This window comes from Pseudoalteromonas sp. SR44-2 (assembly GCF_014163745.1).
In the GTDB taxonomy this organism is placed as follows: domain Bacteria; phylum Pseudomonadota; class Gammaproteobacteria; order Enterobacterales; family Alteromonadaceae; genus Pseudoalteromonas; species Pseudoalteromonas distincta.
On record NZ_JACJDW010000023.1, the window covers coordinates 56,384 to 72,597 of the forward strand.

At 37.8% G+C, this 16,214-nt stretch carries 13 protein-coding genes and 1 rRNA gene; 6 read left to right on the top strand and 8 right to left on the bottom strand.

What is annotated here, in order from left to right:
• Positions 1-54: 54 nt before the first annotated feature.
• The gene (locus tag H5115_RS14225; RefSeq protein ID WP_004334482.1) at positions 55-909 is read right to left on the bottom strand and encodes a mechanosensitive ion channel family protein; all 855 of its coding nucleotides are present in this window, start codon (positions 907-909) and stop codon (positions 55-57) included.
• Between the two features lie 226 nt (positions 910-1,135).
• Here H5115_RS14225 and H5115_RS14230 point away from each other — a divergent pair, with 226 nt between their 5' ends.
• The gene (locus H5115_RS14230; protein ID WP_182755916.1) at positions 1,136-2,134 is read left to right on the top strand and encodes a DUF4382 domain-containing protein; all 999 of its coding nucleotides are present in this window, start codon (positions 1,136-1,138) and stop codon (positions 2,132-2,134) included.
• Between the two features lie 55 nt (positions 2,135-2,189).
• On the top strand, positions 2,190-2,870 hold the full coding sequence (locus H5115_RS14235; protein ID WP_033016945.1) for an SDR family oxidoreductase: 681 nt from the start codon (positions 2,190-2,192) through the stop codon (positions 2,868-2,870).
• 177 nt (positions 2,871-3,047) lie between these two features.
• Here H5115_RS14235 and H5115_RS14240 read toward each other — a convergent pair whose 3' ends face one another.
• Positions 3,048-4,058: a 5'-nucleotidase gene (locus tag H5115_RS14240; protein WP_182755918.1), complete on the bottom strand. Its 1,011-nt coding sequence runs from the start codon at positions 4,056-4,058 to the stop codon at positions 3,048-3,050.
• A gap of 314 nt (positions 4,059-4,372) precedes the next feature.
• Between H5115_RS14240 and H5115_RS14245 the strand changes: the two genes are divergently transcribed.
• On the top strand, positions 4,373-5,686 hold the full coding sequence (locus H5115_RS14245) for a M20/M25/M40 family metallo-hydrolase (RefSeq protein ID WP_182755920.1): 1,314 nt from the start codon (positions 4,373-4,375) through the stop codon (positions 5,684-5,686).
• A 64-nt stretch (positions 5,687-5,750) separates the two neighbouring features.
• On the opposite strand, the gene H5115_RS14250 is transcribed toward H5115_RS14245, so the two are convergent.
• The 4 genes from H5115_RS14250 to H5115_RS14265 form a co-directional block, all read right to left on the bottom strand.
• Entirely contained in the window at positions 5,751-6,548 is a 798-nt protein-coding gene (locus H5115_RS14250) for a response regulator (RefSeq protein ID WP_004334468.1), read from the bottom strand.
• 121 nt (positions 6,549-6,669) lie between these two features.
• The gene (locus H5115_RS14255) at positions 6,670-7,386 is read right to left on the bottom strand and encodes a Sir2 family NAD-dependent protein deacetylase (RefSeq protein ID WP_024597449.1); all 717 of its coding nucleotides are present in this window, start codon (positions 7,384-7,386) and stop codon (positions 6,670-6,672) included.
• Positions 7,383-8,399 carry a kelch repeat-containing protein gene (locus H5115_RS14260; protein ID WP_182755922.1) on the bottom strand — a complete coding sequence of 339 codons (1,017 nt, stop codon included), beginning with the start codon at positions 8,397-8,399 and terminating at the stop codon, positions 7,383-7,385. The genes H5115_RS14255 and H5115_RS14260 overlap by 4 nt, the downstream gene beginning before the upstream one ends.
• Positions 8,400-8,789: 390 nt before the next feature.
• Entirely contained in the window at positions 8,790-9,665 is an 876-nt protein-coding gene (locus tag H5115_RS14265; protein WP_182755924.1) for a diguanylate cyclase domain-containing protein, read from the bottom strand.
• 480 nt (positions 9,666-10,145) lie between these two features.
• On the opposite strand from H5115_RS14265, the gene H5115_RS14270 reads away from it, so the two are divergent.
• The 3 genes from H5115_RS14270 to H5115_RS14280 are packed head-to-tail and all read left to right on the top strand — an operon-like array spanning position 10,146 to position 14,769.
• On the top strand, positions 10,146-12,206 hold the full coding sequence (locus tag H5115_RS14270; RefSeq protein ID WP_182755926.1) for a TonB-dependent receptor domain-containing protein: 2,061 nt from the start codon (positions 10,146-10,148) through the stop codon (positions 12,204-12,206).
• A 9-nt stretch (positions 12,207-12,215) separates the two neighbouring features.
• Positions 12,216-12,743, top strand: coding sequence for a YfiR family protein (locus H5115_RS14275; protein ID WP_182755928.1), 528 nt, complete (start codon positions 12,216-12,218; stop codon positions 12,741-12,743).
• Between the two features lie 4 nt (positions 12,744-12,747).
• Positions 12,748-14,769, top strand: coding sequence for a bifunctional diguanylate cyclase/phosphodiesterase (locus H5115_RS14280; protein ID WP_182755930.1), 2,022 nt, complete (start codon positions 12,748-12,750; stop codon positions 14,767-14,769).
• A 300-nt stretch (positions 14,770-15,069) separates the two neighbouring features.
• Here H5115_RS14280 and H5115_RS14285 read toward each other — a convergent pair whose 3' ends face one another.
• Positions 15,070-15,705: an isoprenylcysteine carboxylmethyltransferase family protein gene (locus H5115_RS14285; protein WP_182671906.1), complete on the bottom strand. Its 636-nt coding sequence runs from the start codon at positions 15,703-15,705 to the stop codon at positions 15,070-15,072.
• 386 nt (positions 15,706-16,091) lie between these two features.
• Positions 16,092-16,206: ribosomal RNA gene (gene rrf / locus H5115_RS14290) — 5S ribosomal RNA — on the bottom strand.
• Between the last annotated feature and the right edge of the window lie 8 nt (positions 16,207-16,214).

Genomic DNA, 16,214 nt, shown 5'->3' on the forward strand with positions numbered 1-16,214 from the left:
AGCGAGCCAAGGCTCGCTATTTTTATTTGTGTTTATGTTTATGTTAATACATATTTAAGCATCTTTGTTAACAGTTATTGCCGACGCCATAGACTCAGATATATGCAGTGTACGCTGCGGAAACGGAATACTCAGCCCTGCGCCTTCAATAGCTTCTTTAACACGTTTATTTAAATCCCACACAGTTTGCCAATAATCACCATTAACAGCCCACGCACGTAATTGAATGTTCACTGCGCTTTCGCCTATTGATGTCACCATTACTTTAGGTGCAGGCTCTGCAAGTAATCGGCTCTCTGATGCGGCTAATTCTTTAAGTACATTTAAGCCAACGTCAATAGAGTCGGCATACGAAATCCCCACCACTATGTCCATTCGTCTTTTGCCATTACGGGTAAAGTTTTTAATATTGCCACCCCACACTTTGCCGTTAGGCGATGCTATATAAAGACCGTCGGTGGTTTTAAAAATAGTGGTAAATAGGTTTATTTCACTCACAGTACCAAGCGTGCCACTGGCATCAACAAAGTCGCCTATTTTAAAAGGTCTGAGTATTAGCAGCATAATACCCGCAGCAATATTGCTCAGCGTATTTTTAAGGGCTAAACCAATCGCTAAACCAGCAGCACCCATTAGCGCAATTAAACTGGCCGTATTAACGCCAAAAATATCTAAAATAAATAGCCCACCAATTATATAAACTAAATAACCAGCAATACTCGATAAAAGAGGAAGCAGCGTACTATCCACTCTTTTTAATGGCGATTTAGAGTTTTTAATCGCTTTTTTAACCGAGCGTGCAATTAAGGCACTCGCAACTAAAATCACCAACGCTAAAACCACTTTGTACCCTAAAGTGATGATTGTTTCTGAATGGCTTTGCCAAAACGCTAAAAGTTTATCTTTCATGTTTGTTCCGATAAATGTGGCTGAAACTCAGCAAAATAATGGTTAAATCTAATAAAACCGACTTCAAAAGAAGTGGCGCGAGTATATAGTAAAAAACGATTAAATCGATGAAATTAAAAACGTTTTAAAACAGCATGTTAAAAGTTATAACTTCTCATATTTTTAATTCAATTTAGGTTAAGGGTTAAATACATACACTTAACAAATCAAATAAGAGGAAACAACCATGAACTTTAAATCAACAATATTAAGTAGCGCTATTATTTTTGCCTTAGCAGGCTGCGGCTCATCAAATGACGATGCTGAAACAACCCCACCGCAAACAAGTGATAAAACCACTTTTAGCTTAGGAATTTCCGACGCTCCAGTCACTGGTTTAAAACAGGTTAACGTTGTATTTGATTCAATAACAATTAAAGCCCAAGAAGGTGAAGAAGTTAGCTTTGAAACTCGCTCTAAAAACGATGCCACCTTAGCGCAAATGGTCAACTTACTAGACTATACGGGCGACGATATTTTTCAATTACTTGACGATCAAGAAGTACCTGCAGGTGATTATTCGTGGATCCGCGCACAAGTAATAAACGGCGACACAAACAACCTTAGCTTAACATCTCACGTAGTTTATGAAGACGGCAGCATTGCACCGCTTATCGTAAAAAGAAAAGGTAATGATGGTGTGGGTGAAATACAGCTAGATGGCTTTACACTCAATCAAACCGACAACGAGTTTGTATTAGAGTTTGATTTAAAAAAATCGTTAGTTGATCCACAAAATAATAACGAAGTCTTTTTAAAACCTCGCGGTGTGCGTTTACAAAACCTTTCTGAATCACAAAATATTGAAGGCACTGTAAGCCAAACACTTATAAACAATTGCGAGACTGACAACATTGCTCTTGCCGCTGATGATTCATCATTTGGCCATGCTGTTTACCTTTACTCTGCGCAAGCACAAACCCCAACAGATATTCATGAAATAGATGACCAAACGCCTGATAACGCTCCGTTAGCTACTGCCAATGTTGTATTTGATGCAGACGATAATGAATACGAATTTGAACTCGCATTCATAACACCAGGCGACTATCAACTTGCTTATACGTGTAGCGCACATATAGACGATGCAGAGCAAATAGATGCTGATTTTAATATTTATCAACTGAAACAAATTAGCCTAACGCAAGCTGACGATTTATCAGTCAATTTTGACATAGCACAATAACTGCATGGCGCACATTGAGCTGCGCCTTTATTCATTTGTTAATAAGGAAAAAACCATGGCAAAAGAGAAAATAGTACTCATAACCGGCGCTTCTAGTGGCATTGGTGAAGCAACGGCAAAAACCTTAGTAAACAACGGTCATAAAGTTATATTAACCGCCCGTAGAGAAGAGCAACTTAATCAACTTGTTGCCGAGCTAGGATCAGATAACGCACTGAGCGTAGCCGCAGATGCAACCGACTTTACCGCACTTGAAAACGTAGTTACTAAAGGCATTGAAAAGTTTGGCCGATTAGATGTAGCCTTTGCTAACGCGGGCATGGGTGTTTCAACCGCTGGCACCGAAAAAGGTGACCCAGATGAGTGGTCAACTATGATTGATATAAACATTAAAGCCCTACTGTGGACTGCAAAATTAACCCTGCCGCATTTACGCCAAAACAAAGGTCACTTTATATTAACCAGCTCTGCCGCTGGCCGTAAGCCAATTGGCGGCTCTATTTACGGTGCAACTAAATGGTTTGCTTATGGCTTTGGACAAAACCTAGCTGAGGAAATGAGCGAATGGAATGGCCGCTGCACAACCATAGCACCTGGCATGGTAAACACCCCGTTTTTTGATGACGCTAAACCCGACAAACTCGACCCGCAAGACGTAGCCGATGCGGTATTGTTTGCAATAGAAGCAAACCAGCGCAACAGCGTACGCGAGATTTATTTAATGCCAACTAATTAAATGTAGCTTGGTAGATTTTGAGCTGTCAGGTTTAATGCTAATGGCGTTAAACCTGGCTTTTTTTAATGTTAGTCTCAACTAATAAGAGTCGCATATGCTGAACTCAGAATAATTATTTATAATAAGCTCAAACGATCATTTTATCTCGCTTGAATAGCTTATTAGCTGCAATCACAGCTAAACGCTTTCCTTTTTTGATTTGCTTTCTTTGCTCTTATTAACTCGATCTTCAATTAACTTATTCAAAGGGGAGTTGCTAGGATACAACACTTTAGCACATGGAATATCAATGGCCGCAGGGTCGAGATGCGAATCTTGATCATCAAAAAATATATGTGGCTTAAATGCCTTTAAAAATCGACTTTTTTGAAGTCCACCAAGAAAGAATGCTTGATCAATATAAACGTCCCATGCTCTCAACGTCTTTATTACTCGCATCTCAGCAGGACTATTACGCGCTGTCATTACAGCTAACTTAACAGGAGAATATTCAATACGACCTGGTAATCTTTCTTGAACCTTTGATAATTTCTTCAATAGATTCGCGTAGGGTCCATCAGGAAGTGGGATATCTTGATTTTCATCTTCATTTGACCAAAACTTTTCCAGACCTTCTGTTTGATTTACTAACTCACTTGTTTCATTAAATAAGACAGCGTCAGCATCAAAGGCAAACCTAACTTGTTGTTCATCTAACGGTTTCGCATTTTTAGGAGGTGCTTTAACTAATGCTGATGCGCATACTTTACTATCTATAACATCTTGCGCATCTTCTTCATTTGTAGTTAAAAACAAATCAACATAAAAAGCATCTAGATAAATAGAGCTTTTTTCACCTGCTATGAATGCAGATCTAGTAATGGGTAAATTGCGTCTTCGGATTTCTTTTAATACTCTAAAACCAGTTTCTGGGCTATTCCTTGAAATAACAACAACTTCAACAATAGGTGTACTATCACCTTTGTCTAAATGGTCATTTAAATTAAGAAGAGATCTTACAAGTGACATACCCGTTCCATCTTCTAATGGTTCATCCTCTCTCTCAAGCATGTGTTTTCGATATTCATCAATAGCGGAGTCAGGATCTGATTTTGATTTTTGTTTGAAAATTTCAGCTGATTCAGAAAGATCAAACAGTGCTGTAGCAGATATCCCTACAACTAATGTTTCATTTAACTCTATGGGCATACATAATCCTTTTTAGTAAACTGTTTTATCAGAGGTCATTCTTATTCTTAAGTAAAATGTCCCTATTTTGTGTAGTTCTATTAATAGCAAAGACAGTAAGTTATTACCAACTATAAATATTATGTTTGGAATAATTTACTTTTTACTGAAAAATAGAAAAACTTCATCGTCGTTCTGTAGAGAAAGCTATATTAACTATGGTCATCATGCCTACTTTAAACCCTTAGTTTAAATTAACTCCAAGCTACTCCTATTGAATCCTCTGTATTTTTACTTCATATTAAATATTCTTATTTCTCACTTATTATGCTGTTATGTCATTTTTTAAATTTAGCCATGCACTTATTTTAACCCTTGCTAGTACCCTACCGCTTACAAGCCATACTGGGCTTGATAAAAATGAGCGTGAAATAGTAAAACAGGTCGATAAAAACATTCCCCAAGCACTTAAAGAAATAGAGCAAGCCGTAAATATTAATAGCGGTTCGCTTAATATTGAAGGTGTAAAAAAAGTAGGCGCGCTGATAAGCGAGCAACTTAAAGCCATTGGTTTTAAAGTAGAATGGCTGGATGGCAGTGCGTTTAACCGCGCAGGGCATGTATTAGCAACCCATGAGAGCAATGATCCCGATGCAATAAAAATACTGATGATCGGCCATCTAGATACGGTATTTGCCAAAAACGATAACTTTACTACCTACAAACAACTTAATGCCGATACAGCCAGTGGCCCAGGCGTTGCCGATATGAAAGGCGGTAACACGATAATAATTACCGCACTTAAAAGCTTACAAGCCCTTAATTTACTCGAAAAAGTAAGCATAAAAGTGTTACTAACCGGCGATGAAGAAAGCAGCGGTCGCCCGCTTAGCTTATCTAAACAAGCTATTGTTGATGCAGCTATTTGGGCTGACGTAGCGCTTGGCTATGAAAATGGCGATAACAATATAAAAACCGCTATGGCGGCGCGCCGTGGTTATACCGGTTGGACGCTAAACGTAACGGCAAATGCAGCGCATTCGTCACAAATATTTAGCGAAAGCGTGGGTTATGGCGCTATTTACGAGGCATCACGCATTTTAAATGATTTTAGAGAGCAACTTGCCACGCAACCTAACTTAACATTTAACCCTGGGCTTATTGTGGGCGGTACCAATGCCGACTACGACAGTGCTAATTCGTCTGCAACGGCGTTTGGTAAAAGTAATGTAATAGCACAAACCGTGCATGTTGCAGGTGATTTACGCGCACTTTCGCCAAAGCAGGTAGAAAGCGCTAAAAGGGTTATGCTACAAATTGTGGCTAAAAACTTAGATGGCAGTAAAGCAGAACTTATTTTTGAAGACGGTTACCCGCCAATGGCATTAACTGATGGCAATAAAAAGCTATTAGAATTATACAGCGACGCAAGCCACGATTTAGGCTTCAACAAAGTAGTAGCCGCCAATCCACGCAATGCAGGTGCGGCTGATATTTCGTTTGCGGCAAATCATGTTGATATGGCACTTGATGGTTTAGGCTTGATGGGCAGCGGTGCGCACACTAAAAACGAAACAGCCGATTTAACCAGCCTTGATAAAAACATTAAAAAAACGGCATTACTCATTTATAGATTAGGAAAACTGTAATAGTAAATGTATTTTAAAGATGAGCGTAGGCCAAATAATAACCGACCTACGCTTGTACTTACTTTTAAGACATTATTTTATACAGTAATTCTCGCACTGTGGCTGGTTCAAACGGTTTATCACAAATAGCATCAACTCCCGCTTGAGCAATATTAGCTAGGTGAGTGTCGTTTGCCTCTGAGCTCACCATTAAAATAGGAATATGTGAGTAGCTATTTGAGCTTCTAACGGCTTCTGTTAGTTCTCGCCCGTCCATTTCTGGCATGTTGTAGTCGGTTACTATTAAGTCAAACGGTTGGTTATTCAAGTGCTCAATAGCTTCTTTACCGTTTTCAGCTTCTATTGGTGCAGGTATTCCCATCCCCGCAAGTACACGTATTATGTGTTTACGCGCAAAGCGGCTGTCGTCTACTACTAAAACTCGCAGCAACGTTACGTCAAAATGATCAAGTTCTACTTCTTCTTCGCTTATAATATCGAGGGTTGCTTTGAGTGCGCGGGTAATGGCTTTTGCGCTAAAAGGCTTAGGCAAAATAGCCAGCACACCCGATTGGCGTAATTGCTCAAGGTATTTTTTATTACGCTCGCTCGATATAAGCATAAAAGGTTGATGCTCGGTGATAGGGTTTGATCTTATTTCTTGCAATAGTGAGTCGGCTGTCCCGTCAGATAAATACATAGAGCTTATAACTAGATCAGGGTGATAACTTGCTAATAAGCTAAGCGCTTGTGTTTGTGTAGATGCAGTTTCAACTTGTTTTACACCACTTTCTAAAAGCGATTTTATTATTATTTTTTGCTGAACCTCTGAAGGCTCTACAAGTAAAATGGACAAGTTTGCTATTGCAGTTAAGTCGCTCATTCAGATCTCTTTAGTATTGTTATAATCAGGATAATAATAACATTTTTGACTCGTTAATATTATATAAAGAGATTGTAATATTTAAGAAAACATTACCAACCCCTTTAAAATATAGCACTTATTAATTAGATTGAATGTAATCTAATGCATTCATTTTTTTATATGTGACGTTAGCGTGCAAAATATGTGCAGGTTCAGGGTCAACCACTTCAACAGGAATGTCGTAATTTCGGGCTATTTCAATTGCCATTTGCGTAATATTGACGCTAAACGAGGTGCCCATAAATACAATTTTATCGGCGTTGAGCATACGCTGTTGTGCTTGTGTTATTCTGTAAAGCTCGGTGTAGTATTCGTCAAATAATAAAACAAAGGGCTTAAATGAATGGTTTAGCTCAGGCGTTTGGTTTTGAATATTAAATAGCTCAAAAAGAGACTCTTGCAGGCGGCTTTCGTCTACACTATCCCACGGGGTGGCAAGTGGCGTGACTGGCTCACCTTGCTCATGAAATAAGGTCATTTGATCAAGCCTGCCGTGTATCGCTATGTAATTTTTGTTACCCGCTTTGCCATCAAGCCCATCTATGTTTTGAGTAATTAGGTTTTTGTCACTTAGCCAATGGTGTACGTCGTTTGGGCCATGGTTGCGATACGTTGCAAAGCGATGGTAATACCATGCTAAAAACTCTTTTGGGGCGTTTTGGTACATTGCGCGCGTTGCCATTTCCATAGGCGTATAATTTTTACTGCCAATGGTCCAATAACCATCCTCCCCTCTAAAGGTGGGAATACCACTGGCTGCGCTGACTCCCGCTCCTGTAATGTAAAGAGTGTTCACTTTTTAACCTCGTAACCGAGTACGTTAGCGCTTACTTGCTGACTGTTATCAATGCCGCCAATTCGATATAAAACCCCACTGTGCTCAAGTAAACCACGATGATCCATGCTCTTTACTTCAACTGGGGATAAAATCTGCCATTCGTTTTTTTCAATACTAAAGCGCCAAACATGGTCACTTGCTGGTGCAGGTTTGCCGTCGTAACCTATTGCGTTGTAGTTATATGGGTTATTAGAGCCTGCCATCATATAAATATTGCCATTATAGCTGGTGGCTGCCATTCGATAGTGAGCGCTACCCGTTGGATGTGGCAAGGTACGCCAATCTATTTTTTGTGGATTAGTTGAATCTATTGTGCCTTTTAAGCACTGTGCTACACCTGCAAACGAGCGACGCGAATCAGGATTAGCTTGTGTTTTAACGCCATCACAAATAACAATGATATTATCGCTAATTGCAGCGGCTTGGCCAAATACAGGCTCACCTAAAAATGGCGAGGCTTGTTGCCATGTATTATTTTGCGTGTCGTATACTTGTACTAAGTTTACGTTGCCGTCGTTATGCCAACCGCTTATTAGATAAATGTAACGCGCTTTGTAGCTCAGCGCGACGCTATCGTCTACGGGTACTGGCATACTCGCAAGATGAGTGTAGGTATCTTTTATTACGTCGTACCTATATACGTCGGGGATTGAAACTTCAGTATGATCCTCTGCTACCGTATAGCCGCCAAACACATAAGCGTACTCGCCTAAACCGACTGCGGTGCTCGCTAAGCGCCCTTTTAATGGCAAGCTTGAAGGCACACCAGTTTTAGATTGCCACTGTGAATCGCCAACTTTAAGCGCCCACACTTTATTATGCACTGACGAGTATTGTTTATCGCGCCCCAGCCCCATAAAGCTTAAAAAGTAAGGCTGATTTTTAACAATAACTTTAGCCACAGCATTATTTGCAACAGGCTCAGGTAAAGCGGGAAGGCTTGCTAACGCAAGAGAAAAAAGAAGGCTCATAAGGCAAGTAATTTAATAAGAATTAATACGCTCAGATTAAATTATTTTAGCCTTGTGAGCCAGTATTGTTATATCTAAATAATCAAACGCTTTTGATTAGTAACCATATAGTAGGCAATACTAATTGGTTACTAACGTGCGCCGCATTTTGCGCTTCATCATTAGTAAAAAATGTATTACTGCCTATACGGTAATTGCCTTCATTATCAACCAGGCATAGCTTGTGCAGTTCATTTATCAAGGAACTACCTACAAACTGCTGTAAGAGCATTTATAGATTTTTAACGCAGCACTGGAAAACCGCTATTAAAAATGTGGCGCTAAGTAATGTATTGTAGTAAAGGGCGTTGTGAAGGTAAGTTGTCTAAGGTGGTAGTTCAGCATGATTTTTTAAGGTAAATAGGTTACGTTATCTAAGCCTTGTTGTTTATTTTTGTACATAGCTTGATCAGCATATTTTATAAGTTCGTGATCTGTTTGGCCGTGCTCTGGGTAGTTTGCAATGCCAATACTGGGGGAAATATTTAGTAGTACATCATCTAACTTAAAGACAGCTTTAAACTCAGTGAGGACTTTATTTTTTATTCTGACGGTTTCGTGGCTAGAACTTAAGTTATCTAAAATAATTAAAAATTCGTCTCCGCCTAAACGCCCTACTGTGTCGTAATGCCTAACCGACGCTGAGAGCCTTTTTGCTATAGCACATAAAAGCTTATCGCCAGTTTCGTGTCCGTGGGTGTCGTTTACTGCTTTAAAGCCATTTATGTCTATAAACAGTAAAGAAAAAAATGTGTTGTTTGTAGTTGCACTAATAATTACTTTTTCAAATCGCTCCATCAATAAAGAGCGATTAGGCAAACCAGTTAACACATCGTGCCGAGCCATGTAATAGAGCTGCTCTTCCATTACTTTTCGCTCAGTTATATCGTGCGCAACTGCAATTCTTACTTGATGTTGCTCTGACCAACGAACAGACCATAATATATGGACTATTTGACCATCTTTTCTCATCCAGCGGTTTTCGAAGCGAGGGTTTACCGTTTCGCCAGACAATAGCGAAGTTACGGCGTTATGCGTTTTGTAATGATCACCTTCGTAAACATAGTTAATCATCTTTTTGCCTACAACTTCGTCGGCCGTATAACCAAAAATTTGCTCAAATGCTGCGCTTACAAAAACAAATGTGCCTTGTTTATCTACCACACAAACGGCATCAAGCATTAAATCGAGTACTGCTTCTACATTAATTAATTCATTTTTTATCATACTTTGGTGCCTTCAAAGCAAAACCAAGCAAATTTAAGTATTCTATATAGCTTTAACAAAAGCAAAGATAATTAAACCACAATCGCAGATAACACAGGGCTAGGTATAAATTGTGCCCATATAATTAATATTACTTTGAGAAGCATGATACGAAATAGTTAAGATTAAATATTTAATAACCGTAAATACTTTGAAGTTATTCTGAAATAGACTAAATTTTAAGTTGTATATAAACATATATTTATCAGTTATTTACATTTTACTGACTCTTTAATAAATATACTTATAAAGTTCATTTAACTATATTTTTACAGTTTAATTGGGCGAAATTAGACCTTTTAACTACTACAAAATTAGCTACCTTGATTTAATCTCATTTATGCTTTTACACTGTTAATGTATGTTAATATTGTGTGATATCACATGTATTACAAAAACAAAGACTGTTTTTGATTTTTTGATTGCGCAGGAGACTTTTGGGTGAAAATATCACAACGTTTGTTTTGGCCATTACTTTTTGTTTGCCCTCTCTTAACGGCCGAGCCGTTTGAAGATGAAGACCTCGACCTTGATGCTTTAATGGGCATGGATGTACAAGCAACTTCTGCGATGAAAAGAGCGCAATCAGCATTTGATACCGCTTCATCTATTTATGTATTAAGTAAAGAACAAATTACTAACTCTGGTGCTACATCAGTACCTGAAGCACTGAAAATGGTGCCTGGTTTAATTGTACGTCAGCTCGATAACAATCAATGGGCTATTTCATCAAGAGGTATTGCCTCTCGATTTTCTAGCAAACTATTGGTTATGATTGACGGACAAAGCTTATATACCCCAAAATTTGCTGCAGTTTATTGGGAAACACTCAACGTTCCTTTGTATGACATTGAACGCATTGAAGTAATACGCGGACAAGGCGGATTACTTTGGGGTAGTAACGCAAATAATGGCGTGATTAATATCATTACTAAAAACAGTATTGATACTCGCGGTGGATACGCAAACGTAACAACTGGTAATCAAATAAATGTTGATGCAAATCTTCGTTACGGTGGTGATATAAGTAACGTAGGCAGCTACCGTGTGTATGGTCATGTAAAAGATGCGAATGAATCAAAAAAAGGGATCTTACTCGCACCTAACGATACAACTAAACAAAATTCTTTAGGTTTTCGGGCTGACTTTACCCCTAATGATGAGTGGTCTGCGCTACTTCAGGGAGACGTTACTCACTCAACACTTGGGCAAAACTACAGAGGTGTTATAGATGAAACCAACGAAAATATTTCATTCTCAGATGATTTAAAGCGAACAGACTCACGCATAATGGCGCGCCTTGAAAACAGAGTGTCGCCCGATGCCAATCAAATGCTACAAATTTCTTGGCTGAAACAAAATGGTTCTCAAGATTATATTAAAGAAGATTTTGAATCGATAGATATTGATTATCAAATGAACTTCATATACCAATCTCTACAGCTAGATTGGGGATTAAACTACCGGTATAACTCTATCTCTTTCGCAGAAAGTGTATTTTTAGATAGCGATAAAAACTTTGATAACCTCAAACAGTTTGGTGCACTTGTTCAAGCTCAATACAATGTGACGCCTGATACACTCGATTTTATTATTGGTACTAAGCTTGATCATAACGATTTAACTGGCTGGGAAAATCAACCGTCAGCAAGACTTATATACAAACCAGTAGATAACCACCTTACTTGGGGTGCTATATCGCGAAGTGTTCGTACACCAACATTGATTGAATTTAACGACAACTTTAAAGTTAATGGTACAGAAATTAAAGATCTTACCGGTTTAAGCTCTGGCTTTGGACAAATAGACGACTACCGAATTGCAACCTACCTAAATGGTAACGACAAAGTTAAATCAGAAAACTATCTATCTTATGAATTAGGCTACCGTTTTACTGCTAACGATTGGTCATTGGATCTTTCTACTTATTATACCGATGCTAATAACGTAGCGGTTATTGATATGAATACGCATGCTGAACAATTCACTCCTATACTTGAATTATTTCTAGCAGGGAGAATCCCAGAAGTATTTCAAGCACTAACAATGACTCGCATAGATTTAGACTTTGCATCTGTAGCAGACACGACCACTAAAGGGTTCGACCTAGTTGTATCGTGGCAACCTGTTGATAATCTCAATACTGAGTTTGGTTATAGTTACACCGATTATAACTACGATTTACCTCCTCGAGTAGAGCCCGCAATCGGCTATGACTCTAAAAACAGGCAGTTATTTGCAAAAGCCGATTATTCTTTTTTAACCAACCATAATGTGTTTGCGACATTGCGCGCAATAAACTCAAATGCATATAACACTGATAATTACACAACGTTAGATGTTAGTTGGAATTGGCAAGCAACACCTGTGTGGTCTACTGCAATTTCGGGTAAAAACCTCTTTGCAGGTTCACATATTGAGTACAATAATACGCGCGAAACCTATACATTACCAAACTATATTGATGAATGTATTACGTTTACAATTTCAGCAAATTTCTAAGTTAATTAGATGATTAAATTAAGAAGTTTAATTCACAGTAGCTTAATAACGTTGACACTTTTTAGTGCCAGCGTTGGCGCTGTTGAAAAAGAATACATGCTAAAAGCAGGCTTCTTATATAACTTTGCACGTTTTGGACACTGGGATTATCATTTAGAATCTCTTAATGAATTTATTATTTGTAGCCCTGATAAATACTTTATTGATGCGGCTAACAACGCTTTAAAAAGTCGCACTATAAAAAACTTACCTCTATACAATAAATTAATCACTCTTGATGAAGTAACAACCTCGGCGTGTAACATGCTATTTATTACCTCTGATACATTTATCGAATGGCAAAACGTAACACCTTTAGAGCTGAAAAACGTTATGCTCATTGGTGAAACAGACACATTTATTGAAAATGGCGGTCATATTAGGTTTTTTCTTTCCAGTGGTAAAATTCGCTTTGAAATTGCTCCGAAACAGCTTAAAGATGCAGGCATTACTATGAGCTCAAAAGTGCTACGCCTTGCCCGCGTTGTAGATAGGTAGTGCAATGAAAAAACTATTTGCATTAAATACGATGAGCAAAAAATTACTATTAATCTTAATGAGTGTTGCACTTGTATCAACCGCGACAGTAACCATTGTATTTAGTGCTTATGAAATCACTAGCGCTAAAGAGGAACAAATAGAAAGCTTGGGCTCTCTGTCAAAAATGCTTTCACCGAATATAACTACAGCACTTATGTTTGATGATTTAGATGCAGTGCAAGAGCTTATAAACCCAATACTTATACGATCAGATGTTATTAGTATAATGGTAACAAGTATGACTGGTGAGGAACTTGTTATTGCGCAATCCGAAGATGAAGATATGGAGCAAAGTATTGAAGTAAGTACACCCCTTCAGCTCGATATGCATGATTACGGTATATTAAAAATACGCGCTAACAACAGCTACATTCAAGACAGAATTACTTTTTACTTTAAATTTATAATGATTTTGATGGTATTCACCTTTGCCATCAGCCTAATTTTATCTCTTTTATTAAGGCGTCGCTTTTTAAACCCTATTTTATATCTAGCTCAAACAGCAAATAAAATAACCACATCACACGATTATAGCTTACGCGCTAAACAAGTATCACAAGATGAAGTAGGACAATTAACCTCTTGTTTTAATGCAATGTTATACAACATTGAGCAAAGAGAAAATTCATTAGAAAACCAAGTTAGACTGCGTACTAATGAACTTGAAAATGCGAATATTCAGTTGCAACAATATGCCTACCAAGATGGATTAACCGACTTACCGAACAGGCGTTATTTTTACGAAAAACTACAAAGCTTAGTAAGTATTAAGGAAATGAAGTTCGCCCTTATATTCATAGATTTGGATGGCTTTAAAGAAGTAAATGACAGCCTAGGTCACGACTACGGTGATTTACTCTTACACCAAGTAGCCACAAGACTGCAAAGTTGTATAACGACTAAAGATACAGTCGCACGTTTAGGTGGTGACGAATTTACATTAATTTTAGAAGGTGTAAATAGTCCTGATGAAGCATCAAAAATTGCCGAAGCAGTAAAAAGTAGCTTAATGCAGAGCATTAAAGTAAAAAAAGAGACAGTCTATGTTACCGCAAGCATAGGTTTAACATTTTTCCCTGCTGATGGTTTAACAGTAGAAGAGCTCGTTAGACGCGCTGACCAAGCAATGTATTTATCTAAAAATAAAGGGCGGAATCGCTATGAATTTTTCTCTTATGCTATAGAAGAAAAAGCCACAGAAAAGCGTCGTCTAATAGAGGAGATACGCACTGCAATTGTTAAAAACCAATTTGAATTATTTTACCAACCTATATTTTCAATCGACGGGAAATCAGTACCAAAAGCTGAAGCTCTAATTCGTTGGAATCACCCTGAACGAGGCCTAATAGGGCCAAATGAATTTATACCTGTCGCTGAAAAAAACGGATTAATAAACGATATCGGCCAATGGGTAAAATCTCAAGCAATTCAAGATACCGTCCAATTCAATGTTTTAAGTGAAAAGGCAATTCAAGTCAGTGTGAATACATCACCTCTTGAAATTGACCGTGCTGGTTGCTGGGTGGATGAATGGATTGTAGCAAGTAAAAAGTATCAACTACCTGCAAACACAATTTTAATTGAAGTCACTGAAAATACTTTAATGGATCCCGACTCGTCAATACAACGACAATTAAAACGCTTAAGCACTATTAATATAGATATTGCGATTGACGACTTTGGTGTTGGTTATTCTTCTTTGGCGTATTTACAACGCTTAGATATAGATATTTTAAAAATAGATCGCTCATTTATCAACGATATAGAATCAAACGATAATAGTATTGCTCTCGTGAAAGCTATTATCACTATGGCTCACAATCTAGACGTAATGGTGGTTGCTGAAGGAGTTGAGACACAAAAACAGTATGACCTATTAAAGCAGCTTGCTTGTGATTATATTCAAGGCTACATTTTTTCAAAGGCAATTACTAAACAAGAGTTTATGGAAAAGTATATAATACCAATCCGCAATAATACTTAATCATTTTGCGGGGCTGAACGTGTCGCTACCTGTGTTAAAAAATTCTCATTTACGACTGCATGGATGCAGAAGGTAGAGCAATGCAGGAGCAATTGCCGAGAACAACTAAATAGCAAATTTTTTGCCTAGCTATCAACACGTTTTTCCATCCTCAAAATAGATCACTTAATTAAGCGAATTGGTATAAAACAAAAAAAAGTGATCTGATTTATGTCTATCGTGCTAGATTTTAGCAAGCCAATACAGAACACTTCTTTACTCTTGCCTTAAAAATCCATGTATTTAAAGCTCAATCCCAAGCTATAACCAGCGAGGGACTAGTTGTTTATACTCTTTATATTCTGTAGAAAAACGATGGGCTAAATGAGCCTCCTCAACTAATGTTTGTCTATATATAGCTGTAAAACCAATAACTAAACAGGTCAAACTAAATATACTAGGTAAGGCTAAAAAGAACCCCACCTGTGCAGCTACAACGCCTAAATACATCGGATTCCTAGAGTATTCATATAATCCTGATGTTTTAAGTTCATGTGGTCCCTTAGGATCAATTCCTGAACGCCAAAGGGCTGCCATATGAAAATGTACAAACATCGTTAAAATAAAGCCTGCGGTCAATAATACATCGCCAAATAATACGCCTGGCCAGCCATTGAGTATTGGGAATAGCCCAAGATAGCTATCTAACTCAGGTACAAACACTCTAATTACACATACAAACCAAATAGCAGCCCTGAAAAATTTAAAAACCATATGGTTCCACCAACTAGTACAAAATTTATCACCGGGATAAATAACGCCTGATGGTGTATTTCGATTTTTATAAATAATTCTAAATGTATAAAATCCGGCAACAAAAGTATAAAAAATAGCTAAGTAAACTCGGGTAAATTCAACTAGCGATGCAGAGTCATCTACAAATGTTTCATAAGGCATTTAAGTTACAGCTCACAATCATTATTGGTAGTAATTTTAAAACAACTAAGCCAATAGATTTAGTTATAAGATCATGAAATCATATTAGTATTCATTGCCCTCATAAACAAGCTAAGTCTGTGGTTAGTTAACGAGTTATAATGAACTAATCAAACTAATTTATAAATTCTGTTTAATACTTCACCTAAACAACTGCTTACACAAACCGAAAACGTAAATTCGGTAGTTCACAATTTTATTTTTATACCAATTAGCTTAATTAAGTGATCTATTTTTCCGCCCTACTCGATGGTGTTGGTATGAGTGGGTGTTAATTGCGCATATTTCACTTTTCTGCAGACGTAAAAAAGCCCGACTATTTCTAGTCGGGCTCTCTACAATTTTAAGCCTGGTAATGTCCTACTTTCACATAGCAAATGCTACACTATCATCGGCGCTGTTTCGTTTCACTACTGAGTTCGGCATGGGATCAGGTGGGTCCAAAACGCTATTGTCACCAAGCAAATTTG